Raw genomic sequence first — 26,270 nt, 5'->3', positions numbered from 1 at the left:
GATATTGAAACTTAGCGCCGCATCGCATGCATATCCGGTAATGTGCTACCATGCATCGCTCAGTTAACCACCCATATAGTCGACCATGAAATTTCCCGGTAAACGTAAATCCAAACACTATTTCCCCGTCAGCGCGCGCGATCCGTTGCTGCAACAAATTCAGCCTGAAAATGAGACCAGCGCGGCCTGGGTAGTCGGTATCGACCAAACGCTGGTGGATATTGAAGCCAAAGTGGATGATGATTTTGTAAAACGTTATGGATTAAGCGCCGGGCACTCTCTGGTGATTGAAGATGATGTTGCGGAAGCTCTCTACCAGGAGCTGGTACGCGAAAACCTGATCACCCATCAGTTTGCAGGTGGCACCATCGGTAACACCATGCATAACTACTCCGTGCTGGCAGATGACCGCTCGGTACTGTTGGGTGTGATGTGCAGCAATATCGAGATTGGTAGCTACGCGTATCGCTATTTATGCAACACCTCCAGCCGCACCGATTTGAACTATCTACAGGGGGTAGATGGCCCGATTGGCCGTTGCTTTACGCTGATTGGTGAATCCGGCGAGCGCACATTTGCCATCAGCCCCGGTCACATGAACCAGTTGCGCGCGGATAGCATCCCTGAATCGGTGATTGCCGGGGCTTCCGCACTGGTGCTGACCTCCTATCTGGTACGCTGTAAGCCGGGCGAACCGATGCCGGAAGCGACCATGAAGGCGATTGAATTTGCCAAAAAGCACAACGTTCCGGTGGTACTGACTCTGGGGACCAAATTCGTTATTGCGGATAACCCGCAGTGGTGGCAGGAATTTCTGAAAGAGAATGTCTCTATTCTGGCGATGAACGAAGAAGAAGCTGAAGCGCTGACCGGTGAAAACGATCCGCTGCTGGCGTCAGATAAAGCACTGGATTGGGTGGATTTAGTCTTGTGTACTGCCGGGCCGGTGGGGCTGTATATGGCCGGCTTTACTGAAGACGAGGCGAAACGCAAAACTCAGCATCCGCTGCTGCCAGGCGCTATCGCTGAATTCAACCAGTACGAATTCAGCCGCGCAATGCGCCATAAAGATTGTACGAATCCGCTGCGTGTTTATTCACATATCGCGCCATATATGGGCGGGCCGGAAAAAATCATGAACACTAACGGAGCGGGCGACGGTGCATTGGCTGCATTGCTGCATGATATTACAGCGAACAGCTATCACCGTGGCAATGTACCTAACTCCAGCAAGCACAAATATACCTGGCTGACTTATTCATCTTTAGCCCAGGTGTGTAAATATGCCAACCGCGTGAGTTATCAGGTGCTGAATCAGCATTCACCGCGTCTGACGCGTGGTTTGCCGGAGCGTGAAGACAGTCTCGAAGAGTCGTACTGGGATCGTTGAGTTACTGCCCGATAGCGCTATCGCCTATCGGGCCTACGCAGAACATGGCAAAATAGATGCCGGATAAGCAGCGATAGCGCCATCCGGCAACGCAAAACTAGCTGGCAGTGGCAACGTCACCTGCTGGCGGTGTTTCAATCAGTTCCAGCATAGTCCGTGCGATTTCACGTTCACCCATCACCACCTGATTGGCACCACGCTCAGTGATGTACTCAACCTCATCGTCATAATGCGCGCGGGCGATAATCTCAATCGAAGGGCATTTCTCACGTGCGGAAGCGACAATCTCTCCTGCTTCATAACCATTGGGGATGGTCAGCAGCAGCCAGCGCGCGCAGTCCAGATGCGCCAGATTCATGATCTCTTCGTTGGCCGCATTGCCCAGCACGGCACGGATCCCACGTTCACGCAGTTCATCCACGCGGGTACGCGATGTTTCAATAACGACCAGCGGGATACCCGCCGCCATCAGCTTTTCACCTAACAGGCTGCCGACACGACCAAAACCGACCAGCAGGGCATGATTACAAATATCAACCGGGATCTGTTTCTCTTCTTCGATAGCCTCTTCCAGAGTCTGCTCTTCCAGCGTTTCGGTTTTGGCGAGATATTTTTCTAATACCGCAAACAGCACCGGGTTGAGCATAATGGAGAGAATCGCACCTGCCAGCACCAGGTTTTGTCCGGCTTGTGGTAACAGGTTCAGCGCCATACCAAGGCCCGCCAGGATAAAGGCAAATTCACCAATCTGCGCCAGGCTGGTAGCAATGGTGAGCGCTGTACGCTGAGAGTGACCAAACAGGCGTACCAGGAAGTAGGCAGCGACGGATTTACCGAAGATAATAATCGCCAGTGTACCCAGCACGGCCAGAGGCTGCTGGATCAGGACTAATGGATCAAACAGCATACCGACAGAAACAAAGAACAGTACGGCGAAAGCATCGCGTAGCGGTAGGGTATCGTGCGCCGCGCGGTGGCTCAATTCTGACTCGTTCAGCACCATACCGGCAAAAAACGCGCCCAGTGCAAAGGAAACATCGAACAGCTCCACCGCGCCAAAGGCGATACCCAGCGCCAGCGCCAGCACCGACAGGGTAAACAGTTCGCGGGAACCGGTTGCGGCGCTGCGGGCCATAATCCATGGCACCAGGCGACGACCAACCAGCATCATAATGGCGATAAACGCCACGACCTTACCGATGGTGATGCCCATATCGACGGCCAGCGAAGTAAAGCCGACATCTTCTTTTTCCAGCATTCCGGCGACAGCAGGCAGGAGAACCAGCGTCAGCACCATCATCAGGTCTTCGACAATCAGCCAGCCAATGGCGATTTGCCCGCGTTGGCTATCAATGAGCTGCCGTTCTTCAAGCGCACGTAACAGCACCACGGTACTGGCGGTTGAAAGACACAGACCAAACACGATACCGACCATCAGCGACCAGCCTAATACGGCAGAAAGCGCCATGCCCAGCAGTGTTGCTACCGCTATCTGGGCAATCGCGCCGGGAATGGCGATAGACTTTACCGCCATCAAATCCTTCAGGGAAAAGTGCAGCCCGACGCCGAACATCAACAGGATTACACCAAGTTCAGCCAGTTCAGGCGCGAGCTTGGTATCAGCAACAAAACCAGGTGTAAATGGACCGGCCAGAACGCCCGCTAACAGATATCCCACCAGAGGAGAAATACGCAGTTTATTGGCAATCATGCCTAATATAAAAGCGAGCACAAGGCCGCCGACAATGGTGGTGATAAGCGGGGTGGCGTGATGCATTCCGTCTCCTTTGGTTGCTGTGTTGATCCTGAAAACTCAAATTCCGAGTAATAGTTTATGACAATTTTAATGTTTATGTTTATGAATAATTATTGAATTTTGATGAAAATAGGATTTTAAGCGTAAAAAAGCACGGATCGGAAAACTACGGGGAGATGTATGAGGCAAAGGCTGATGGTCACTGTAAGTGATGACGGCCAAAGTTTACTTTTGGCCGTCAGAAAATCAGGCTTTATGTCGGTTATCAGGTAAGAATATGGTCAGTATCCCAAGGAGAGGCAGGAAAGCACATATTTTATAGACCAAATCGATACTGGTATGGTCGGCAATAAGCCCTAACACCGCGGCACCCAAGCCGCCCATGCCGAAGGCAAAACCGAAAAATAGCCCGGAAACCATACCGATACGCCCCGGAAGTAGCTCCTGTGCATAGACCAGAATGGCAGAAAAGGCCGATGCGAGGATAAAACCAATGATCACGGTTAAAATCCCAGTCCATTCAAGGGTTGCATAGGGCAAAATGAGGGTAAACGGCGCTACGCCGAGGATAGAGCCCCAAATAACATATTTTCTGCCAATTTTATCGCCTAATGGCCCTCCAATTACCGTACCGGCCGCAACGGCAAACAGGAAGGCAAACAGGTGGAACTGGGCATTTTGTACCGATAATCCGAATTTTTGCATCAGATAAAAGGTGTAATAGCTACTGATGCTCGCCATATAGAAGTATTTGGAGAAAATCAGCACCAGCAGAATACCCACCGCCAGTACCACTTTATTTCGTGGTAGCGGATTGACGATGGCGACCTTCGGTTTTCCTTTACTCATCCGATGTTGTGCGGCGTACCAACGGCTAATCTGTGCCAGTACAACAATCGCCAGCAGGGCCGCCAGCACGAACCAGGCCACATTACCCTTACCATATGGCGCGATGATGACAGCGGCCAGTAGTGGCCCCAGAGAACTACCGAAGTTACCACCGACCTGGAAAATAGATTGCGCCAACCCATGACGGCCACCGGAGGCCATACGTGCCACGCGAGAGGATTCCGGGTGGAATACTGAAGACCCGGTACCGACCAGCGCTGCGGCGAGCAAAACCATATGGAAACTGCCTGCCATCGCCAGTAGCACAAGCCCACTCAGCGTGAAGCACATTCCAATAGGTAGCGACCATGGCATCGGGTATTTGTCCGTCCAATAGCCGACAACCGGTTGCAGCAGCGAGGAGGCGAGCTGGAAGGTTAGCGTAATCATCCCGATCTGCATAAACGTCAGTGAAAATTCTGACTGTAAAAGCGGATAAATCGCCAGAATCAGCGATTGGATCATATCGTTTAGCAGATGAGAGAGACTGATCGCCCCTAAAATGCCAAATGAGGTGCGTGCTTTAGCAACCGACGCTGACGCGCCAGCCACTGGCTGGGTTGGTTCACTTATTGCCATAGAAAGTCACTTCTGTTTGGGTTGCGATTATGAGGGTAATCTAATTTGTTATTATTACTTGCCTAACATACCTGCGGAAGGTGTTTGAAGGAAGTCTCATTTCTGAAAACATTTTCGACTATTATTTCATATCATTGTAATTTCAGTCGTTGATATTGGCTCAGGGAGAGTTCATGAAATTTTTAACACGGGGTGTGGCGCTGGCGTTATTGGCCGCATTTGCGCTGGCAGGTCAGCCTGCTCAGGCGTACGAAAAAGATAAAACCTACAAGATAACCATTCTGCATACCAACGATCACCACGGTCACTTCTGGCGCAGTGAATACGGCGAATACGGGCTTTCCGCACAAAAAACGCTGGTGGACGGTATTCGTAAAGAGGTCGCTGAAGAAGGGGGAAGCGTACTGCTACTTTCCGGCGGTGATATTAATACCGGCGTACCAGAATCCGATCTCCAGGATGCAGAACCTGATTTTCGTGGAATGAATCTGATTGGTTATGATGCGATGGCGGTGGGTAACCACGAATTTGATAATCCGCTCACCGTATTGCGCCAGCAGGAAAAGTGGGCGAAGTTTCCTTTTCTCTCCGCCAATATCTATCAAAAAAGCACTGGCGAACGCTTGTTTAAGCCGTGGGCTATTTTTAAGCGCCAGGATTTAAAAATCGCGGTTCTTGGTTTAACAACCGATGATACGGCGAAAATTGGCAACCCGGAGTTCTTCACCGATATTGAGTTTCGCAAACCTGCGGAAGAAGCAAAGCTGGTTATCCAGGAACTCAATATGAATGAAAAGCCAGACATCATCATCGCTACCACGCATATGGGGCATTATGACAACGGCAATCACGGCTCGAACGCACCGGGCGATGTGGAAATGGCGCGTAGCCTGCCCACCGGGGCGCTGGCGATGATTGTGGGTGGTCACTCACAGGATCCGGTGTGCATGGCATCGGAAAACAAAAAGCAGGTTGATTACGTACCGGGTACGCCATGTGCACCAGATAAGCAAAACGGTATCTGGATTGTGCAGGCGCATGAGTGGGGTAAATACGTTGGCCGGGCGGACTTTGAATTCCGCAATGGCGAAATGAAAATGGTCAACTACCAACTCATTCCGGTAAACCTGAAGAAAAAAGTGACCTGGAATAACGGTAAAAGTGAGCGCGTACTTTACACCCCAGAAATTGCTGAAAACCAGCAAATGCTGTCGTTACTGACACCATTCCAGAATAAAGGCAAAGCGCAGTTGGATGTTAAAATTGGCAGTGTCAATGCGCGTCTGGAAGGGGATCGCAGTAAAGTCCGTTTTGTGCAGACCAATATGGGACGTCTGCTGCTGGCTGCGCAAATGGCGCGAACCAGCGCTGATTTTGGCGTGATGAGCGGTGGCGGTATCCGTGACTCCATCGAAGGCGGCGATATCACCTATAAGAGCGTGCTGAAGGTACAACCGTTCGGCAACATCGTAGTGTATGCCGATATGAGCGGGAAGGAGGTTATTGACTATCTGACCGCCGTGGCTCAGATGAAGCCAGACTCGGGGGCGTACCCACAGTTTGCCAACGTCAGCTTTGTGGCGAAAGACGGCAAGCTTAACGATTTGAAAATCAAGGGTGAAGCTGTTGACCCGGCTAAAACCTATCGCATGGCAACGCTGAGCTTCAACGCTACCGGCGGTGATGGCTATCCGCGTATTGATAACAAACCCGGCTATGTGAATACCGGGTTTATTGATGCGGAAGTGCTGAAAGAGTACGTGCAGAAAAACTCACCGCTGGATGCCAGTATGTATGAGCCGAAGGGTGAAGTGACCTGGCAGTAACAGGGCGGAGTGCCGGATGGCGGTGCAAGCACCTTATCCGGCCTACGGGTACTTAATCCCGGCGGGCGATATCGGCGAACTTCGCATCCAGAATTTTCGCCAGATCGTTCGCCGCCAGTTCAATATCCAGCCCGCGTTTGCCACCGGAAACATAAATCGTGTCGAATGTCTGGGCGGGGGCATCAATCAGCGTTGGCAACCGTTTTTTCTGCCCCAGCGGGCTAATACCGCCGACCAGATATCCCGTTGTACGTTGCGCAACCATTGGGTCAGCCATATCGACTTTTTTAGCGCCCAGCGCCTTCGCGACCTTTTTAAGATCCAGCTGTCCGGCTACCGGAGTGACGGCAACCGCCAGATGTTTCATATCGCCATTCACGGCAACCAGCAGTGTTTTGTAGACCTGATCCGCATTCAGCCCTAATTTACGGACCACTTCGTCGCCAAAGTTGGTCTCAGACGGATCGTGATCGTAGGTGTGGATCTGAAAAGAAATTTTGTTTTTTTCGAGTAGTTTAACGGCGGGTGTCATAGCAATTTTTCCTGGCTCAGACAAAATACGACACAAGCATACGCCTGATGTCTGTCTAAAAAATAGTACCATCTTGCGCAATAGTATTGGCAGGATGACGACTTTGAGCGACAATCGACCTACACCGATGCTTTAAGCGTCGGCATAATAATAATGATGAAATTCCTCTTTGACGGGCCAATAGAAATATTGGCCATTTTTTTATCGCATCATCTCCGGTAAGTTTCCCTCTCCATACAGATGCAGTGCGCCGACAGCGACCACATAGTGGCCCGCAGGCATTGCCCTGAGTTTGTCCCGCCAGGCCTCATTACGCTGGTGCATGAGTACGTCATATAACGACTGGCTGAATGTGTTGGGTAATGTGAGTTCGCCATTTTGTGGTGGTGATTCAAGCCACCACCCCATCATTTGTTGCAGCAACCTGGCGTTGGTGTGCCAGTGCGTCAGGGTATCGTCGAGCAAAGCCAAACCGTTATCAGGCAACTGGCATAACAGGTCGATTTGGCTGGAGGCGCCTTCCAGTTCAATAATGGGTTTTTGCGTCTGTTTAGCCGCTTTGAGCAGTTGGTAGTCAATGCCATATTCCGCCCGTAATCCCAGCTGTTGCGCCTGCGTGGCTTGTAAGATCATGGCTATTTGCCACAGGGGTTGAGTCGAAAACAGGGAAGGGGAAATACCAAGATCGCCAGAAACTTTTTGCAGATTGCGCAACTGCGCTTCGCTGATACGTTCTTCCAGAGCAGCAAAAACCGGAAGATTGGCAAACGGCGCATCGTCACCGGAGACATCGGCTTCGACAATCAGTGCGTCAGCGCGGCTGAGTTTTTTCAGTAACCTGGCAGGCAGAGGGGCCATCCCCCGGCTACCCATATGAATGCTGCCAATCAGATGAAAATGGCGGTTGCCAGGCAAAGAGATATCGATGGCCGGCCAGGTATAATGGTTACCGCGCAGTGCAGACCATAATGCTTTTACCCGGTATAACAAATCCATACGACCTCCCTAAGTGTAAAGCCATGCTAGCGCGTGGCTGGAAAAGTCGCAATGTGTGAATTGCCGGATGGCGTAGTTGATAGCGCCATCCGGCAAAGGGTTACTCTTTCGGTTTGAAGCGCAGAAGTCGGTTAGCGTTGCTCACCACGGTAATGGAAGAAAGTGCCATTGCCGCTCCGGCAACGACCGGGTTCAGCAAGGTTCCAGTGAACGGCCACAGAATCCCGGCGGCGACGGGGATACCGATGCTGTTGTAGATAAATGCGCCGAGCAGGTTCTGCTTCATATTACGCAGCGTTGCTCGCGAGATAGAGAGCGCATCTGCAACGCCCATCAGGCTATGACGCATCAGCGTGATCGCAGCGGTTTCAATTGCCACATCGCTGCCGCCCCCCATGGCGATCCCTACATCGGCCTGAGCCAGCGCAGGCGCATCGTTAATGCCGTCACCGACCATGGCGACCTGACGCCCCTGGCTCTGCAGACGCTTAATCGCCTCGGCCTTACCGTCTGGCAGAACGCCGGCTATCACCTCATCAATACCTGCTTCTTTGGCAATGGCATTGGCTGTAGTTGGGTTATCACCGGTGAGCATCACCAGACGATACCCGGCGCGGTGCAGGCGCTGGAGCGCTGCCACGCTGTCGCTACGCAGTGGATCACGTACCGCTAACAAGGCTGCCGCTTGCCCGTCAATGGCCAACAGCACCGGAGTTGAGCCCTGGGAAGCCTGAGCGGTGATTTCAGCCTCCATTTCTGTGGTATCGACCTGCTGCTCATTGAGCAGCGCCTGGTTGCCCAGCAGCAGCGTATGACCTTCCGCTTCGCCGCTGACGCCTAAACCACGCAGCGTACGGAAACCATTGACCTGCGACAGCGTAACATCGCCCGCTTTGTCGAGGATCGCGCGGGCCAGCGGATGGCTGGAACCCTGTTCAAGGGCCGCAGCCAGGCGAACAGCCAGCGCTTCATCGGTATTGCCAAACGTTTTGATGGCGACAACCTGCGGTTTACCCTCGGTCAGCGTACCAGTCTTGTCAAAGACGACGGTATCAAGCGTGCTGGCGCGCTGCAGCGCATCGGCATCACGTACCAGCACACCAAACTCAGCGGCACGACCAACCCCGGAAATAATCGACATCGGCGTTGCCAGACCCAGCGCACAAGGACAGGCAATAATCAGTACGGTGGTGGCAATCACCAGCGTATAAACAATTTGTGGCGCCGGGCCAAAGAAGTACCAAATTGCTGCACTCACCAGCGCAATCACTACCACCACCGGAACGAATACCGAGGAAATCCGGTCGGCCAGCTTACCAATCTCGGGCTTACTGCTTTGCGCCTGACGCACCATGCGAATAATACGCGATAACGTCGTGTGGCTGCCGACGGCACTGGCGCGGAACAGCACGCTGCCATCCTGAACCACAGTACCGGCATGGACGCTATCACCTTCTCCTTTTTGTTGCGGGATCGGTTCGCCGGTCAGCATCGCTTCATCCAGCCAGGCTTCGCCCTGCGTAATTTCGCCATCGACCGGAACGCGATCGCCGGTAGTCAGACGTAGCAACATACCTGACTGTACATCGGCCAGTGGTACGCTTTTTTCACCGTCATCGGTTACGACACGTGCGGTTGGCGGTGTTAAATCGAGTAGTTTTTCCAGCGCTTTGGAAGAGCGTTGGCGGGCGCGGGCTTCCAGCATATGGCCAAGGTTAATCAGACCGATAATCATGGCGCTGGCTTCATAATAGAGATGCCGTGCTTCCATCGGGAACCATTGCGGCCAGAGGTTGACGCTCATGGAATAGAGCCAGGCGACGCCCGTGCCCAGCGCAACCAGAGTATCCATGGTTGCGGTGCCATTCATCAGGCTCTTCCAGGCACTGCGGTAGAAGTGACCGCCTGCGAAGACCATGATGGCGAGTGTTGCCAGACCAATGACCAGCCATAGGCTGCGGTTGTCATCGCTCACCATCATGTTATCGCCAATCATGCCCCATACCATCACCGGGATACCCAGCAGCAGCGCGACGGCCGCCTGCCAGCGAAAACGCTTCATGGTTGCCACGGCGGTTTCCTGCTGGCGTTCGCGGCGCTTAGCGTCGTCTTCGATCGCTTCTGCACCATAGCCGGCTTTTTCCACCGCCTGGACTAAATCTGCGGCGGAGGCACTGCCCATTACCAGCGCAGTGCGTTCCGCCAGGTTTACCCGTGCCTGGGTGACACCCGGTACGCTTTGCAATGCATTTTGTACACGGGTCACACAACTGGCGCAGCTCATGCCGTTTAACAGCAACTGTTGGCTGTCATCATCAGCCGTAGCTGCCGGAAGCTCGGAAGGGACCGCTGCCAGTGCTTCCGACGGGATTGATGACTCCGTCAGCGGTTTAGCCTTTGGGTGGCTTAACTCCGCCCCGTAACCGGCTTGTTTGATGGTTTCAATCAGCGCTTCTGCGCTGGCGCTCCCGGTAACATGCGCCTCTGTCACGGTGACATCCGCTTGCTCAACATCCGGACGTTGTTCCAGACTTTCTTTAACGCGTTTTACGCAGTGACCACAGGACAAACCGTCCAGGGTTAGATCGATTGTTTGAGACATAACCAACTCCTTGATTGCAGGATTAACTGACTGTGATAAAGGTTAAACCTTCCAGCAAGGGGAAGGTCAAGGGCGTTTTTAGAAAAGATGAAAAAAGGGGGCGAAGGGGAAAAAACGGGAACGTTACGTCAGAGCGTTCCCGGTCTGTTATTGATTGAGGACGATAAGCGGCGTTCGATGCTCCGGTTCATTTATGACCGTGAGATCGGCACCGTACAGCGCGTTCAGCGACCGTTGCTTCAGGACATCCTGCGGATACCCGTTATCAACGATCCTGCCGCGTTCCATCAATACCACGCGGTCGGCATAACGCGCCGCGAGGTTGAGATCGTGCAGGACGCAGCAGACGCTAAACTGTCGTTCACGCACCAGACGACGCAGCAGACGAAAAAGGTGTTGCTGGTGGTGAATATCCAGGGCGGAGGTGGGTTCATCGAGAAACAACCATTTTGGCACAGGTTCGGGCTCCCAAAGCTGAACCAGCAGACGCGCCAGCTGTACCCGCTGTTGTTCTCCTCCCGACAGATGCCGATAATCGCGCGCGGCCAGCGCCTGGCAATCACACAACGTCATGATATGCGCCGTTTCATCGCCCGTATTGCGCGTGCGATACGGATGCCTGCCCATGCGAATGACCTCCTGAACGCTAAACGGGAAGGCCATATGACTATTCTGGCGCATCACCGCACGGGTTTTTGCCAGCTCGGTAATCGACCATTCATCCAACGGCTTGCCGAATAAGCTACAGCGCCCACTGTGAGGTTGCAGATAACCCGTAAGCTGGCGTAGCAGCGTCGATTTCCCGGCGCCATTCGGGCCAAGGATCGCGATGATCTCTCCTTGGGGTAGCGTCAGGGAAACATCGTCGGTCAGTCGTCTCCCCTGAATGTGGTAGACCAGATTTTCTGCGACGATCATGACATCCTCCGGCTACGCAGTATTAACCACAGAAAATACGGTCCACCGATCAGGCTGGTTAACAGGCCAACGGGCATTTCGGCAGGCTGCACCAGAGTACGGGCCAGTGTATCGGCAATCAGGAGTAAACAGGCGCCCGCCAGCGTAGAGCAGGGAATCAACCAGCGATGATCGGCGCCGGTAGTCATTCTGATCAGATGCGGGATCACCAGGCCAATAAAGCCAATTACGCCGCTGACGGAAACGGCAGCGCCAACCAGTAGCGAACTAAGCAACAGTAATTGCTGGCGCTTACGTTTGACGTTCACGCCGAGGTAATGCGCTTCTTCATCCCCCAGTTGCAGCAAATTAAGCGTTCCCGCCATACAGACGGTGACAGCAATGGCAGGCAGAACAAACGTGCTGGCAACCAGCAGCGTTGGCCACTGGGCCTGGCCGAGATTGCCCATCATCCACAGCGTAAGTTGACGTAGCTGCTGCTCGTCGCCCACATAGCTCAGCACGCCAATAGCCGAACCGCACAGAGCATTGATAGCGATACCGGCTAACAACAGTTGCATCATTCCGCCGTGGCTATGACGCTGGCTTATCAGGAAAATAATCGTGCAGACCACCATGCTGCCCGCGACGGCAAAAATCATCTGTTCATACAGCACCAGAACAACTGGAAACGAAAAGGGGATAACTATCGCGATGCCGACCATCAGCGCGGAGCCGCTGCTGACGCCAAGCAGGCCAGGATCGGCCATCGGATTGCGAAAAAGCCCCTGCATGATGACCCCTGCCGTCGCCAGCGCCGCGCCTACCAGAACGGCCAGCAATACGCGGGGCAAGCGGATGTTCAACCAGATGTCACGGTATTCGTCGTTGAACAGCGCGCTGAAACTAATGTTCAGCGCGCCCTGGCTGGCACCGAAGAGCATCAGAGCGACCAGCAAGAGAGAAAGAACCGTCAGAATGCTGACGGAAGAAAGCGAGTCCTTAAGCACGCAACGCTCCATAACGTCTTTGCGGCGCGACGTTCCCGCGCCGCGAGGGGTTTACGCAGGTTTGAGTCCTGGCTCAACCAAACTGTAAATCTGGTTATTGAGTGACGGGGCTGTAGCCAGTTCGTGAATGTGCTTTGCAACATCTGCACGCATCACAAAACCATGACACTCCCGGGCCTGTATCCGTTGCGCCTGGCCTGTGGCAGCACCGTTCAGCAAACCGCCGGGGCGGAGAATGGCGTAGTCCAGTTGACTGGTTTGTAGCCAGCTTTCAGCCAACGATTTTTCCCGTACCGCCTGACCAAATGCGGCCCTGGCGTGTGGGGATAAAAAGAGCCAACTGTCGCCACAGCCCAGCGACGTCACCAGAATCATGCGTTTGATCTCCGCTTTTTCTGCTTCATCAATGACGGTTCTGTGCGCCAGATAATCGTGGGCACCGCCCATGGAGGAGATCACCGTCGCATGTTGACCAGCAGCGCGACAGGCACAGGCGGTGACCTGGCTGTCGCAGGCGTCGCCAATGAAGACCTGCACACCTTTTTCCTGTAACCCGGCAGCGACCTGCGCGTTGCGAACGACGGCAATCACCGGGCGTTGTTCCGCCAGTGCGAGTGCCAGCGTTTTTGCGCCGACGCCGCTACCACCCGCACCAAAAATGAGCCATGGAGCCATCAGGCATGTTCCTTTAAGGATGAAGACAGCGCGTGAAAGGCACTGATCTGCTCGGCCAGTAGCTGGCGATGCTCATCCCGACCAAGGAAAATTTTGAACATAGCGCTACCCGCCTGGTTAAAGAAGAGAATGGACGCGGTGTCCATGCCCATAAATTTGCGTTCAATCAGGGCAATATGCGTGCAGTTTTCTGCCTTGATATGACCGGTCATGCCTTTTTTGCCGCGCAGGTTGAAGTAACCGTGGCGGTGGAATCCGGAAGGTAATTCACCGGTAAATTCCAGAATGACATCAGCAGTATGGACCAGGGTAGTGACTTTGCCCCATTCGCTGACGGTTTCCCAGACGGTATCAAACTGATCGCCGGAAACCAGCGTCGGGGAGGGGAGACTTTTCACCACCTCCAGCAGCGTGGTGTTGTACCGGGCCGCGATAGCTTCCAGCGTACCGTCCGGCTCAGTTTTCAAAAAATCCTGTAAAGAGACATGGCTCATACTTCACTCCTGTTATGGTTGCTCTACCGCAATACGCGGCGCGTTAAGTGTCTGAATCAGTTCATCAAGAGACTGCAAAATATTGCTCGCCCAAAAACGCCCTTCATTGGTCAGGCGCAAACAGGTGCTGGCATCTCGCGTCAATCCTGCGTGATGCCATTGGGTCAGTAGCGGGGCCAGTTTTTGGGCATGAGGCGTCAGTTCATCCAGCGGGACGCGGGCCGTTTCAATGCCGGCCTGGAGGGTGTGCCGCCACTGGAAACCGCGCTCGGCGGTACGCATCATCATCATTAGCGGTTTTTTTCCGGCGGCGATGGATTCATGCCATGTGGTCAGATTGCGCTCGACCATCCAGGAATAGCCATTGACCGACCCCCCTGCGCCAGAGCCGAATGCCAGACAGTCAGCGCCCTGTTTAATCAGCAGGTTGTACAGATTGCGTTCCCGCGTGGTTCGCGCCCAGTGACTGTTACTGATGCAACGCCAGCCTGCGCTGTCCATAAAATCGCAGCCCTGAAGATAGAGATCGCGACGTTCGGCAGGGGAGGGAACCGTTGTGCGCCCGGTTTCAACCGCTTTGCCAAGCGGCGTATTGGGGATCAGGTTCAGCGCATAAAGATCTACGCCGTCGAGGCCGATGTCGCGGGCAATCGCCAGATCGTCGCCCCACAGTTTGGCGTCCTGTCCTGGCAGACCAAACAGCAGATCGCACACCACGGCGGCACGATCCCGTTTTACCAGCCCCTGCATAAAGGCTATGGCGGTCGGGCCGTCCGAGGTGCGCGCCATTTTCTTGCGGATCCGGCTGTTAAAGGATTGAATACCGATCGAAAACCGATTGGCACCAGCGTCAAGGCAGGCATCGATGCGGGCATCGTCAAAATTGAGAACCCGTCCCTCGATGGTGATTTCGCAGTCCGGCGCGAGCGGTAGCTTTTCACGCAGTGCGGTGATGATTCTGGCCAGATCCCGTGCTGACAGCGCAGACGGTGTACCGCCGCCAAAATAAACTGCGTGAATGGGCGCTGACTGATGCAATGCGCTGTCGGCCTCCATCTCTATTTCGCGCAACAGCGCGTTGGTGTAGCGGGCGCAGTGATCTTCTTCAAACCGGTTTTGATAAAACCCACAGAAAGTACAATGGGTTGCGCAAAAAGGGATGTGCAAATACACCAGCCGTTTACGTGCCGGTGTAGGCTGACTGAGGAGCTCCTGCCAGGTTTGTGACAGGTGCTCTTTGGCGACGGGGATCGCGCCGCGCCAGGGCATCGTGGCGCGTCTGTCCTTAAAGGGCTGGCTTCCCTCCAGGGCAAAATGTGGGGTGAGATTCAGCGTGCTTTGAGTGTTCATACTTCTTTTAAATTCCCTTTACTGTGGCCAGAATTGTTGGTGCAGAGCTTCAACAGCGTCCGCGACGCGGGGACCCATTCCCAGAATCAATGCCTGGTCTACCGCCACAATGCGCTGATTTTTCCAGGCTGCAGTGTGGGTAATACCGGCGATGGCGCTCAGACGATTCAGATCGCCATCGACCATTTGCGACGTCACCACGATGACCTCCGGGTTGGCCGCGATCAGCGATTCCGCGCTGTAGCTTTTGTACTGTGCGTGAGTGGCGACATTTTGTGCGCCTGCGAGGGTCATAATGGCATCGGCAACGCTACCTTTGCCGGCGACCTGCGGCGCGCTGCCGCCCGCGGAGAGAATGAACATGGCTTTGATCGGCGCGTTTTTTGCCTCCACGCTGTGCTGAACGCGATCCAGACGTCGACCTATGCGATCGATCAACGTCTCACCTTGTTCGGGAATACGCAGGGTTTGAGCCAGTTCCCGAATGTTGGCGTACATCTGCGCAACGGTGGCCGGGACGCGCGGCAACGTCACAACGTTCACTTTTTGCGCTCGCAGCTGATCCAACACGATTTGAGGGCCTGCGTCCTGCCAGGTGATAAAGCTGTCCGGATGCAGCGATAAAATGCCCTCGCTGCTTAACTGTTTCCAGTAGCCGATATGCGGGAGTGCGGCAGTTTCGGGCGGGTACGAGGTGGTTTCATCAACGCCGACCACCCGGTTGCCGACGCCCATGGCGTAAATCAGTTCGCTAAGCGAGCCGCCCGCCACTACCAGGCGGTCGGCGGAGTGGGCGCTGAAAACGCAGGCGAGACTCAGTAAGCCAATCAGGCGTTTTTTCATCGTCAGAAATTCCACGCAAAGCCAACGGCGGCGTTGAAACCCGCGCTTGGGATAGATTCATGCGCGGTTCTGTAACGCTTGTCGGTCAGGTTGTTAAGCGCGAGGTTGACCTGATACTGGTCTTGCGGACCAAACTCGGTGTTGAATGCGAGGTTAAGCGTGGCCCAGCCTGGGTAATTAATTTCTGTACTACCGGTATTATCTTTGGCGCTGGACGCCGCGCGAATAAAGACATCGGACGTTACGTTAGCGACATTCATCAACCAGGTATGTTTCAGACCCACGCGCCCGGTCAGTGTAGGTTCGCCGGTATCCCAGGTTTTAATCGTGTCACCCTCGTACTGACGGCGAATAAGATTACCGCTCAGGTAAGGTGAAACTGCCCAGCCGTTGTATTCTGCGGTGAGTTCCATACCCCAGGTTTTGGCCCGATCGATGTTGTCATAGTAGTTGTAGCCGCCGCGTGAAGAGGTGCTGTTACCATAGCAAACGGGTTGACCTGAACAGGCCAGACTGGCGATATAGTCTTTAGCTTCGGAGTAATAAATGGCGCCGTCTATCAGCCACATATTCCCTTTATACCGCGCGCCTAACTCATAGTTATTCGAGTGTTCCGCCTTCAGATTTGGGTTGCCGTAGGTCACGCTGCCGCCAGCGGACGTCTGTGTGAACAGCTGAGTCAGCGTAGGGAAAACATAGCCCTGGGCGTATGCTGCCCGGAGTTCAAGATCTTCAAAACCGGAATAACGCAGGCTGGTTGAGGTCACCAGTTCATCATCGTGAACGGAATTGCCCCCGGTAGATTGCCAGCTCGTACCGCTGCTTTGCATAGTTTGCGTATCGTTGCGATTGAGTTTCGAAGACAGCCAGTACTGGCGTGCGCCCACGGTCCACGTCCAGTCATCGGCAAAGCGCCAGTCGTTTTGCGCGAATAACGAGGTGTTGCTTTGCTCTGCTTCGTTGTATGACAAGGTGCGGGTTTGCGTATCGAAGAAGCCGGTAGCCGCGGTCTGGCGCGTACTGCCGTTCGTGTCCTGTTTTATTTTGTCATGCTGGTACTGAGTACCAATCACCAGCTCGTTGTTAGCAGGCAGGGAGAAGTTGCTCTGTAGCGTTACCCCCTGGGTATACTGTTTGTCGTTGGTATTGGTCTGATTGCTTACCGTCAGCGCTTTAATCATCGGGCTGGGGATTACCTGGGTTGTTTTGACCCGGTTTTCAAATTTGCGCTCTATTGTCTGGGTGTATGCGTCAACATGGATGTTCTTCAGGTAATCCCCATCGGCCGCGTAGTCGTAGAAAAGACCGATTTTCTCGCGTTCCAGCTTAGGAATTTTGACGCTAAAGTCGTCGAACTGGCCTTCCGGATCGTCAAACCAGGTTTGAGTGGACAGCTTATAACGGTCGAGGGAGAGGCCAATTTTGTGGCGATCGAAGTTGTAGCCAAGCCACACACCCTGGCTGTTGTTACGGAAATTGGTGTCGGGCAATCTTCCGTCAGGTGTGTCGCGGTCCCCCTGGTCGGAATAGCTGCCATTGATGCGGTAGTCAAAGTTTCCGATACTGCCCCAGGCTGCAGCCGATTCTTCCCAGCCAGCGGTCGCGGAGTTATAAACGGCTTTGATACTGCCGCCGAGTGGTTTATCACCGCCTTTTTTGGTAATAAAGTTCACGACGCCACCAATCGCCTGCGAACCGTAGAGGACAGAATAGGGGCCTTTGACCACCTCAATGCGTTCCAGCGCGGATTCGTCAATTAGCAAACCGGCTCCGTAATTTTGTCCGGCACGCTGGTAGCTGACGACCTGGCCGTCGATCAAAATCAGCACCCGTGAAGACGCTTCGCCACGGATACGGATTTGTTTTCGCCCTGCGAGGGCGTTATCGGTGACTTCGACGCCGGGAATATCCTGCAGATCGTCGGCGATAGATACGCTGGTGGAGTTTTGTAACGTCTGACGATCGATAACCTGAATGGTTGCCGGGCTATCCCAGAGACTACTTTCGGTGCGGCTAGCCGTGACGATCACGGTATCGTCGTGCGATGTCGAAGAGTGTGCCGGGGGGGTTGTCGCTGCGAAAGCAGTGCCAGAGATGCATAATGTCAGGGTTGAAAGAATAAATGGCCTTTGGTAATTCCGTGGCAACATAAGAGAACCTTTATTTGAATGTAAATGATCATCATTATCATTCGCGTTTATATATAAAATTGTTTCTCTTTATTCAAGATGAAAGATGTAGAACCAATATATCTTTTGATTTGAGTCAATTTCGTGCGGTCATTAAATACAGAAATGTGATGTGAATCGGATATAACAATGTGAATTAAAAGGATTTGTGCATCACGGTGCAGGTGAGAAATGTGCAGGGTTCTCGGGTAAAGCATTACGACAATCTGGGCTATAATGGGGCTCAGTACCAACACGATCCGCGGGGGAAATGTGAATATTAGCGATGTTGCGAAAAGAACCGGTTTGACCAGCAAAGCGATACGCTTTTATGAAGAAAAAGGCTTAGTGACGCCGCCGCTGCGTAGCGAAAATGGCTATCGCACATACAACCAACAGCATCTGAATGAACTGACGCTACTGCGCCAGGCACGCCAGGTTGGTTTTAATCTCGAAGAGTGTGGCGAACTGGTGAACCTGTTTAACGATCCGGCGCGTCACAGCGCAGATGTCAAAAAGCGTACCTTAGAAAAGGTAGCGGATATTGAGCGGCATATCAGCGAGCTGCAGGCCATGCGCTTGCATTTGCTGGCGCTGGCGGAGAGTTGCCCTGGCGATGACAGCGCCGAATGCCCGATCATTGATAACCTCTCCGGCTGCTGCCACCATAAAGCGAAGGCTTAACGGCGAGGGGGATTAAGCATAAACACCACCGTGCCGCGGTACCACGGGGATTTCTCAAGCTGCGCTTCAGCCTGCGGGTCCCGGCTACCGTTTTGCACCAGCCCCAGCTTAAACGGAATGCGCAGACGACTGAGTGCGGGCAGATACGCCTGATAATTCGTTACCGTATGACGGCCCTGATAGCTCTGGACCACCAGTTCATCGACCGCCAGCGCATTCAGCGTGGCGATATCCCCGGTTTTTGCCCAGTCCAGCAGACCAGTCACACCAAGCGCAAACTCTGGCGGCAACTGTTGACGCAATTGCTGCAGAAAATGGGCGTAATCAGCAAGCTGATGGGTCGCCGCGTCAAAATCAACCTGCAGGCCGACCACGTGATTCCCGGCGGTCTGCCAGCGTTGCAACAGCCGAATGATGCGAGCCGGGAGCGCCTCCGGTACGTCGAGCGTGGTAAAGCGCACGGTCAGCCAGATTGAGGGAAAAGACAGGCGGCTGACCGGCAGCCCGAGACGCTGGAAAACCACGTTACCCGAACGAATCAGCACTTCACCCTGATGCAGATAGACCGTTTGTGCGTCTTTCAGCTCGTCACTGGCCTTCACGCCGGACCACAGCCAGAAGGCCGGATGCTCCCGGGCAGCGACGATATCCGCCGCCTGTGTCTGACCGGCCAGCAGCGCGATTACCAGTAGTATTTGAGTTTTTGCGCCCACGGACTTCCCGGATACTGTGTCTTTAACTGCGTGAACCAGTCTTTTCGTTGTGATTTATCCACGTCTTCGCCGCCACATTCGTTATAGCCTGACGGGGAGTAGCACATGATGGCCCGATACAGCGCAAAGCTTTTATCCTCGACTTCTGCTTTTGGAGACGCGATAACCTGTTGATAATAGCGCTGCCTGTCGAACTGGCCGAACGGCGCCTTGCGTGAGATTGCTGATTCGAGCACATCGTTGCCGGCACTGTTTTTCCACAAATCAACGTGGGTTTGCGTGGTGCGGAAGAATTCGCCTAAGCAGTTCAGCGCGTGGGCATCATCCGCTTTTTTGCTTAATACCGTGACCGTTTCATTGAGGCTGCGACAGGTGTAACCGGCTTGAGCGGCATCGCCATTCCAGTCGAAAATACTCAGATTAACGTCATCAAACGCGTCGCCCATCACCGGTGGAGTAATGGCACTGGCCAGTTTTCGGTCATTCAACCAGTCGCCAAAGCGATTTTCGGTAAGATCGCGTACCAGCAGCGTATGCAGGGCGATGGTTCGCTCTTCATTGTTAGGTCCATGAACGGCCTGCTGGCGCAGTAGTTCAGGCGATGCCTGTGTTTTCAGTACCTGCGAGCGAAAACGCAGGTTGGTTACTGCGCTTTCTGGGGCAAAAACCGCCGCCACGTCGCCGCTATAAACCAGCGTTGCGGCGAGCTTAGCCTGCACATACTGCTGCTGTTCGTTGTCCTGGCTGAGTTTTAGCAACTGCTGCCAGAAATCACGCGCCGCGCTCCAATTCTTCTGGCCCATCAGCGCTTCGCCGTACAGCACCTGTTCACTGAAAGCGAGCGTATCGTGAGCGGCAAGTTTTTGTGCTGGCGTAACTGCCTGAATAATCGCCGCGTAGTTCCCGGTCGCCAGCCAGAGATTCAGTTGCAGATCGCGCCATAGCGGCAATTTTTGGCTCTGCTCAAACACTGGTTTGCTGGTATCGAGCTGCGCCTGCGTCAGCGTTGGTTTACCGTTGTTATCCAGACGCAGCGCGCGCAGCAGTTCGATATAGCTGACAAGCGGCGCATCGGGGAATGCTTCCACCACGGACTGTTCGTAGAACGCCATACCGTAGACATTATCGTATTCGATGACAATTTCACGCAGTTGCCGTGCGTCAGCCGACTGCTGGAGCGTCTGCTCATACAACCCGGCCAACTGCGGCCACGCCTGTAAATACCAGTTGATGCGACGCAGCATACCGCGCGCGGAGTCGGCATACAGGCCTTGCGGGTAGCGTTGCAGATAGGCTTGTGCCTGCGTCTGAGCCTGAGTCGCATCCTCGCGGTTAATTTTTGCAATATCAAAATCGCCGTACTCGCCCACGCTGTTCTGGCTGCTCTTGTTCAACGCCGCACGCATCAGCATGTATTGCGCGGTCTCTGCCAGCCACGGGCGATCGCTTTTCGCTAGCTGAGTAAACGTTTGTTCGGCATTCACATAATCACCGGCATAGAAATTGGCGGCGGCAATCAGGTACGTTTTATAGCGTTGGGCACCGGAATCCTCAGGCAGAGTGGACAATGAGGCATCAATCTGCTCACGGGTTGCGCCGGACAACAGCCCCATACGTGCTTGTGCCAGAGCCTGACGTTGTTCAACTGTCAACGAGGTATCGGCGAGCAGTGCAGCAAAGAATTGACTGGTACTGCCCATATTATTCGAAACATGGCGGTTTTCGAGATCATCATCATTGCGGATTACCTCATCCGCGCTGATGTGCAGTTCAGCCATTTGCCGGGTTAGCGTGTCATCTGCATTTTGCTCCGGGGCGGTGGCTGCGGGCGACGTGATGTCATCCCACTGCGGATGATACGCAAAATAGAAATCTCGGGAGCGGGTGATATCCTCAGGCATCGCCTGTATAGGCAGGGCGAATGATTTTTCCTGACTCAGCAGTCGTAGCAGGTTATCACGGCTGTCGTTTCCGGGGCTGAAGGTTGGCGTGCCTTTCAGCAGACAGTGGTCATCGCTCCATTTGCAATCTTCTATATCTGATGAGGCAAACGCCTGGGGAGCGGCTGCCAGTAGTGTGAAAAGGGCAAAGGCGAGGGGTGTCTTCCTGACCATAGTCTTATTTCCTGTCTGTTTTATTGTGATACGGCTTTGATTACCAGAGTAATACCTTCAACGGCAACCACTTCAACGTGTGTTCCGGCACTTAAGTCATCATTGGCGCTGACGGGCCACGAGCTGTCGCCGACGCGCATATGCCCGCGACCATTGACCAGCCCGGTTTCCAGTGTAAATCGACGACCGACTAGCTGTTGTCCGCGCTGATTGAGATGACTGTCGGCCGGTTTCTGCGCTTGCACGCGCTTCGCCAGCCATTTCCACCACAACCAGGCCGCCAGCAGTGTTAATACGGCGAACATTGCTCCCTGCCACGCCCAGTCGAGCGGTACGAGCCAGATAACCAGCCCGGTTATCACCGCCGCTACACCGCTCCATAGCAGATAGCCGTTACCGCCCAGCATCTCGGCGGCCAGTAACAGACCCCCGAGGCTAAGCCAGAAGATATGCGGGTGAACCAGAATCATCGCTATCATGATTTTTTCCGTTCGCTGGCGCTGTCCTTAATCAGTTCAGTGATCCCGGCGATGGAGCCCATCAGGCTGCTGGCATCTAGCGGCATCATCACCACTTTGCTGTTATTTGACGAACCGATATGTTGCAGCGCTTCGGTGTATTTCTGTGCCACAAAGTAGTTCACAGCCTGAATGTCCCCAGCGGCAATGGCTTCAGATACCATCTGCGTTGCACGAGCTTCCGCTTCCGCTGAACGTTCACGTGCTTCGGCCTGTAAAAACGCGGACTGGCGTTCACCTTCTGCTTTCAGGATTTTCGACTGTTTCTCACCCTCGGCCTTGACGATCTCCGCCTGACGGATACCCTCGGCTTCAAGAATGTAGGCACGCTTGGTACGTTCTGCTTTCATCTGCGCGTTCATCGCATCGATAAGCTCTGCCGGTGGGCGAACATCGCGGATCTCGATACGGGTAATTTTGATGCCCCAGGGATTGGTGGCTTCATCAACGATATGCAGCAAGCGCGTATTGATGTTGTCGCGCTGGGAGAGCATCTCATCGAGTTCCATAGAGCCGAGAACGGTACGGATGTTGGTCATGGTCAGGTTGATGATCGCCAGCTCCAGGTTACTGACTTCATAGGCCGCCTTTGGCGCGTCGATGACCTGAATAAAGCAAACGGCATCAATGGCAACATTAGCGTTGTCTTTGGAGATGACCTCTTGCGATGGAATATCAAGAACCTGTTCCATCATGTTGATCTTACGACCAATTCGGTCCATAAATGGCACAACAAGACTTAACCCTGGTTGCAGGGTCTTGGTGTAACGCCCGAAACGTTCCACCGTCCACTGGTATCCCTGCGGGACGATTTTCACGCCCGCACCGACGATCACCAGCGCGACAAAAATGAGAATAGGGATAAAAATGAGCATCGATGGAACCTCCTGTTGTGCTGTCCTTTACTGCCTGATTAATCAAATTATACCCGATTAATCAAGGTGGGCTCCCCTATAATAATTTACAGGCATAGACTGTCGGTATGAAAGAAGTCAAAAAGGGATCGGTAATGGAAGAAAGCAGAATGCTGCTTCAGTTAAAGAATGTCGCCTGGCAGGCAGGAACGACGAAAATTCTTAATAACATCAGTTTTAATCTTAATGCCGGGGAATTTAAGTTGATTACCGGCCAGTCCGGTTGCGGTAAAAGCACGTTGTTGAAAATTGTCGCATCGTTAATTAGCCCGACTGCGGGTGAGATTATCTTTGAAGGTAAGGAGATAACGACCCTCAAACCTGAAGCGTATCGTCAGCAGGTCTCCTATTGTGCGCAAACGCCCGCTTTGTTTGGTGACACCGTCTACGATAACCTCATTTTCCCCTGGCAAATCCGTAATAAACGTCCGGATCCGGATGTGTTTCTTGCCGATCTGGCTCGTTTTGAGCTCCCCGAGACGATCCTCAAAAAAAATATCAATGAGCTATCCGGTGGCGAAAAGCAGCGCGTCTCGTTAATTCGTAACTTGCAGTTTTTGCCTAAAATCCTGCTGCTTGATGAAATAACCAGTGCGCTGGATGAAGCCAACAAACGGAATGTGAATGAGCTAATTCACCGCTATGTGCGCGATAAGAATATTGCTGTGCTGTGGGTGACGCACGACAAAGATGAAATTAATCATGCGGATAATGTCATTATCCTTCAGCCGCATGCCGGAGAAATGCAGGAAGTCAGCAATGAATGAGCATAATATTACCAATGAATCACTGGCGTTAGCGATGATGCTGGTGGTGGTGGCGATGCTGATCAGCCACAAAGAAAAACTGGCACTGGAAAAAGATATTCTCTGGAGCGTTTGCCGGGCGGTTGTCCAGCTTATTATCGTAGGCTATGTGCTGAAATATATCTTCGGCGTGAACCACAGCATTCTGACCTTAGTGATGGTGTTGTTTATCTGCTTTAACGCCGCCTATAACGCGCAAAAACGCAGTAAATATATTGATAAGGCTTTTATCTCCTCATTTATCGCCATTACCTCGGGGGCGGGAGTCACGCTGGCCGTTTTGGTTCTGTCAGGCTCCATCGAGTTTGCACCGATGCAGGTGATCCCGATTTCCGGCATGATCGCTGGGAATGCGATGGTGGCCGTCGGGTTATGTTACAACAACCTGGGGCAGCGCTTTAGCAGCGAGCAGCAGCAAATTCAGGAGAAATTAAGCCTTGGCGCTTCTCCGAAAGTCGCGTCCGCGCCGCTTATTCGGGACAGTATTCGCGCATCGCTGATCCCAACGATCGATTCCGCGAAAACCGTCGGGTTAGTGAGTTTACCGGGGATGATGTCAGGATTGATCTTTGCCGGTATCGATCCGGTAAAAGCGATTAAATACCAGATCATGGTGACGTTTATGCTGCTTTCTACCGCCAGCCTGTCGACCATTATCGCCTGCTATTTAACCTATCGGAAGTTCTATAATTCACGCCACCAGTTGGTGGTGACGCCATTAAAGAAACCGTGATGTGATGCCGGATAGCGGCTACCGCTTATCCGGCCTGCGAGAGTGGAATTTGCCGGCCCGATAAGCACTGCGCCATCGGGCAAAGAAACGGATTAGTACAACAGAGCGTACAGCTGACGACGATATTTTGACGCCAGCGCATCACCGGTACCCAGCGCAGCGAGGATCTCCTGGAAGGTCTTACGTGCCTGACCCTCCGCCGCCGCGAGATCTTTCTTCAAATGGCTGAACAGGAGTTCCAGCGCTTCTTCGTTACGTCCAACCTGGTGCAATTGAATAGCCAGCTGCGTTGCCAGTGCTGCATCCTGTGGGTTATTCGTAACCTGTTGCTGTAACTGCTGAATTTCTGGTGTATCAGCCGCCTGCTTCAGCAGTTCAATTTGCGCGACCAGCCCCTGATAACGGGTATCCTGATCCTGCAATGGGATGGTTTTAAGTACCGCTTCGGCATCTTCAGAACGATTCAGTGCGATTTGCGTTTCCGCCAGCAGCAGACCAATTTCACTGCTCTGGTTGGAGATTTGCCACGCTTCTTTCAACAGCGGCAGGGCGTCGGCGTGGTTACCCGCTTCAATAAACTCAATCGCCTGGCGTGCCTTCAGCTCTTCTTCACTCGGCAACACTTTTTCAAGTAGTGCGCGGATCACCTCTTCCGGCTGTGGTCCCTGGAAGCCATCGACCGGCTGACCGTTCTGGAACAGATACACTGTTGGGATGGCGCGCAGGCCAAACTGCGAGGCGATCATCTGCTCGGCATCGCAATCCAGTTTGGCGAGAATGAACTGACCGTTGTACTGGGCGACCAGGCTTTCCAGCACAGGGGTCAGTTGCTGGCAATGCTGGCTGCGTTCAGACCAGAAATAGAACAGGACCGGCGTGGTCATCGACAGTTCAAGGGTCTGCTGCAGGTTGGATTCGTTAATATTGACAATATTTTGTACGGACATGGAGTCACTCTCTATTCGTCTATTTATTTCTACATGGGGGCTGACGAGCAGGCTTCAACTCAGCCGTGTAAAATTTTGTCCATTGCGCGGCCCGGCAGCAGACGTTTGAGCAATGTCACAGCCCAGGTCACCAGCGTAACGGGATAACGCAATTTGGGTTTGTCGCTCTCAAAAGCATGGCGTACTTTGGCGACAACGGCTTCCGGACCCAATGTAAACCGTGCAGCAATACCGGGGTTCTCGACAGGCTTATCACTCTGGGTCTGGTTGACGTTTTCAGTAAAGCGTGTGCGAATGGGGCCGGGTTCAATCAGGCTGACCTTAATTCCGCTATGGCGCAGTTCCATCCGCAGCGCATCGGACCAGGCTTCCAGCGCATATTTGCTGGCGGCATACGCGCCACGGCCTGGCGTGGAAATTAATCCCATGACTGAAGAGGTCATCACAATACGCCCTTCGCCATGAGGTAACATGGCGGGTAGCAGACGCATGGTGAGCTGATGTGCGCCAAAGAAGTTGGCAGAAAACTGCTGTTCCATTTGCTCGCGGCTGATGGTGGGCAGCGGGCCGTAAACGCCGAATCCGGCGTTGTTAAAGATCCCATACAAACGGTTATCGGTCAGGGCTATCACCTCATCGGCGGCGCGATCCACGCTTTCTGATGAGTCCAGATCCAGCAATATGCCGGTGAATCCCATGCCGTTCATGCGCGCGACATCCTCAGGTTTGCGGCAGCCAGCCAGAATTCGAAAACCCTGGCGTTTAAGCTCAAGCGCACTTTCCAGGCCAATACCACTGGAACATCCTGTTATTAAGACCGATTTTTGCATAACTT

The 26,270-nt window shown here is 53.5% G+C and carries 23 protein-coding genes; 5 read left to right on the top strand and 18 right to left on the bottom strand.

From position 1 onward, the window contains the following. The first annotated feature begins 85 nt into the window (after positions 1-85). A complete protein-coding gene (gsk, locus tag OGX95_RS04600; protein ID WP_286628478.1) occupies positions 86-1,390 on the top strand; it encodes an inosine/guanosine kinase in 1,305 nt (434 codons plus the stop codon). Positions 1,391-1,487: 97 nt separating this feature from the next. Here gsk and ybaL read toward each other — a convergent pair whose 3' ends face one another. Beyond that, positions 1,488-3,167 carry a YbaL family putative K(+) efflux transporter gene (gene ybaL, locus OGX95_RS04595; RefSeq protein ID WP_286628477.1) on the bottom strand — a complete coding sequence of 560 codons (1,680 nt, stop codon included), beginning with the start codon at positions 3,165-3,167 and terminating at the stop codon, positions 1,488-1,490. Positions 3,168-3,392: 225 nt separating this feature from the next. Continuing rightward, positions 3,393-4,613: a fosmidomycin MFS transporter gene (gene fsr, locus OGX95_RS04590; protein ID WP_121584311.1), complete on the bottom strand. Its 1,221-nt coding sequence runs from the start codon at positions 4,611-4,613 to the stop codon at positions 3,393-3,395. A gap of 173 nt (positions 4,614-4,786) precedes the next feature. Between fsr and ushA the strand changes: the two genes are divergently transcribed. Then, on the top strand, positions 4,787-6,439 hold the full coding sequence (gene ushA, locus OGX95_RS04585) for a bifunctional UDP-sugar hydrolase/5'-nucleotidase UshA (RefSeq protein WP_286628476.1): 1,653 nt from the start codon (positions 4,787-4,789) through the stop codon (positions 6,437-6,439). Positions 6,440-6,491: 52 nt separating this feature from the next. Here the strand turns inward: ushA and ybaK are convergent, their stop codons facing one another. The 10 genes from ybaK to OGX95_RS04535 form a co-directional block, all read right to left on the bottom strand. After that, positions 6,492-6,971, bottom strand: coding sequence for a Cys-tRNA(Pro)/Cys-tRNA(Cys) deacylase YbaK (gene ybaK, locus OGX95_RS04580; protein ID WP_137384598.1), 480 nt, complete (start codon positions 6,969-6,971; stop codon positions 6,492-6,494). A 201-nt stretch (positions 6,972-7,172) separates the two neighbouring features. Then, a complete protein-coding gene (locus tag OGX95_RS04575; RefSeq protein ID WP_286628475.1) occupies positions 7,173-7,967 on the bottom strand; it encodes a TraB/GumN family protein in 795 nt (264 codons plus the stop codon). Between the two features lie 100 nt (positions 7,968-8,067). Continuing rightward, positions 8,068-10,569: a copper-exporting P-type ATPase CopA gene (gene copA / locus OGX95_RS04570; RefSeq protein WP_286628474.1), complete on the bottom strand. Its 2,502-nt coding sequence runs from the start codon at positions 10,567-10,569 to the stop codon at positions 8,068-8,070. 147 nt (positions 10,570-10,716) lie between these two features. Beyond that, the gene (locus tag OGX95_RS04565; RefSeq protein ID WP_286628473.1) at positions 10,717-11,487 is read right to left on the bottom strand and encodes a heme ABC transporter ATP-binding protein; all 771 of its coding nucleotides are present in this window, start codon (positions 11,485-11,487) and stop codon (positions 10,717-10,719) included. Next, positions 11,484-12,476, bottom strand: coding sequence for a FecCD family ABC transporter permease (locus OGX95_RS04560; protein ID WP_286628472.1), 993 nt, complete (start codon positions 12,474-12,476; stop codon positions 11,484-11,486). Before OGX95_RS04560 ends, OGX95_RS04565 begins: the two co-directional genes overlap by 4 nt. Positions 12,477-12,527: 51 nt before the next feature. Next, complete coding sequence (gene chuY, locus OGX95_RS04555) at positions 12,528-13,151, bottom strand: anaerobilin reductase (RefSeq protein WP_286628471.1); 624 nt, start codon at positions 13,149-13,151, stop codon at positions 12,528-12,530. Beyond that, entirely contained in the window at positions 13,151-13,645 is a 495-nt protein-coding gene (gene hutX / locus OGX95_RS04550) for a heme utilization cystosolic carrier protein HutX (RefSeq protein WP_286628470.1), read from the bottom strand. Before hutX ends, chuY begins: the two co-directional genes overlap by 1 nt. Positions 13,646-13,657: 12 nt before the next feature. Continuing rightward, positions 13,658-14,995, bottom strand: a complete 1,338-nt coding sequence (gene hutW / locus OGX95_RS04545) for a heme anaerobic degradation radical SAM methyltransferase ChuW/HutW (protein WP_286628469.1) — start codon at positions 14,993-14,995, stop codon at positions 13,658-13,660. Between the two features lie 18 nt (positions 14,996-15,013). After that, complete coding sequence (locus OGX95_RS04540; protein ID WP_286628468.1) at positions 15,014-15,838, bottom strand: heme/hemin ABC transporter substrate-binding protein; 825 nt, start codon at positions 15,836-15,838, stop codon at positions 15,014-15,016. A 2-nt stretch (positions 15,839-15,840) separates the two neighbouring features. Then, positions 15,841-17,988, bottom strand: coding sequence for a TonB-dependent receptor plug domain-containing protein (locus tag OGX95_RS04535; protein WP_286628467.1), 2,148 nt, complete (start codon positions 17,986-17,988; stop codon positions 15,841-15,843). 291 nt (positions 17,989-18,279) lie between these two features. On the opposite strand from OGX95_RS04535, the gene cueR reads away from it, so the two are divergent. Next, positions 18,280-18,690 (top strand): Cu(I)-responsive transcriptional regulator, encoded by a 411-nt coding sequence (gene cueR, locus OGX95_RS04530; RefSeq protein WP_003021822.1) that lies wholly within the window; start codon positions 18,280-18,282, stop codon positions 18,688-18,690. Here cueR and OGX95_RS04525 read toward each other — a convergent pair. The 4 genes from OGX95_RS04525 to OGX95_RS04510 are packed head-to-tail and all read right to left on the bottom strand — an operon-like array spanning position 18,687 to position 22,910. Continuing rightward, positions 18,687-19,403: a DUF3142 domain-containing protein gene (locus OGX95_RS04525; protein ID WP_286628466.1), complete on the bottom strand. Its 717-nt coding sequence runs from the start codon at positions 19,401-19,403 to the stop codon at positions 18,687-18,689. The genes cueR and OGX95_RS04525 overlap by 4 nt on opposite strands. After that, on the bottom strand, positions 19,373-21,517 hold the full coding sequence (locus OGX95_RS04520; RefSeq protein WP_286628465.1) for a PA5441 family protein: 2,145 nt from the start codon (positions 21,515-21,517) through the stop codon (positions 19,373-19,375). The genes OGX95_RS04525 and OGX95_RS04520 overlap by 31 nt, the downstream gene beginning before the upstream one ends. A gap of 20 nt (positions 21,518-21,537) precedes the next feature. Continuing rightward, a complete protein-coding gene (locus tag OGX95_RS04515) occupies positions 21,538-21,996 on the bottom strand; it encodes an NfeD family protein (protein ID WP_286628464.1) in 459 nt (152 codons plus the stop codon). Then, positions 21,993-22,910: an SPFH domain-containing protein gene (locus OGX95_RS04510; protein ID WP_005125227.1), complete on the bottom strand. Its 918-nt coding sequence runs from the start codon at positions 22,908-22,910 to the stop codon at positions 21,993-21,995. The genes OGX95_RS04515 and OGX95_RS04510 overlap by 4 nt, the downstream gene beginning before the upstream one ends. A 134-nt stretch (positions 22,911-23,044) precedes the next feature. On the opposite strand from OGX95_RS04510, the gene fetA reads away from it, so the two are divergent. Together fetA and fetB are read left to right on the top strand one after the other, a co-directional pair. Continuing rightward, positions 23,045-23,716, top strand: a complete 672-nt coding sequence (gene fetA / locus OGX95_RS04505; protein WP_286628463.1) for an iron efflux ABC transporter ATP-binding subunit FetA — start codon at positions 23,045-23,047, stop codon at positions 23,714-23,716. Continuing rightward, positions 23,709-24,488: an iron efflux ABC transporter permease subunit FetB gene (fetB, locus tag OGX95_RS04500; RefSeq protein WP_271441940.1), complete on the top strand. Its 780-nt coding sequence runs from the start codon at positions 23,709-23,711 to the stop codon at positions 24,486-24,488. Before fetA ends, fetB begins: the two co-directional genes overlap by 8 nt. 92 nt (positions 24,489-24,580) lie before the next feature. Here the strand turns inward: fetB and OGX95_RS04495 are convergent, their stop codons facing one another. Both OGX95_RS04495 and OGX95_RS04490 read right to left on the bottom strand, forming a co-directional pair. Continuing rightward, on the bottom strand, positions 24,581-25,435 hold the full coding sequence (locus OGX95_RS04495) for a co-chaperone YbbN (protein ID WP_286628462.1): 855 nt from the start codon (positions 25,433-25,435) through the stop codon (positions 24,581-24,583). Positions 25,436-25,494: 59 nt separating this feature from the next. Then, entirely contained in the window at positions 25,495-26,265 is a 771-nt protein-coding gene (locus OGX95_RS04490; protein ID WP_286628461.1) for an SDR family oxidoreductase, read from the bottom strand. Positions 26,266-26,270 lie beyond the last annotated feature (5 nt).

The sequence above is a fragment of the Citrobacter sp. Cu233 genome (genome assembly GCF_030332225.1).
Taxonomy (GTDB): Bacteria; Pseudomonadota; Gammaproteobacteria; order Enterobacterales; family Enterobacteriaceae; genus Citrobacter.
This window is presented reverse-complemented; position numbering and strand designations above follow the sequence as displayed.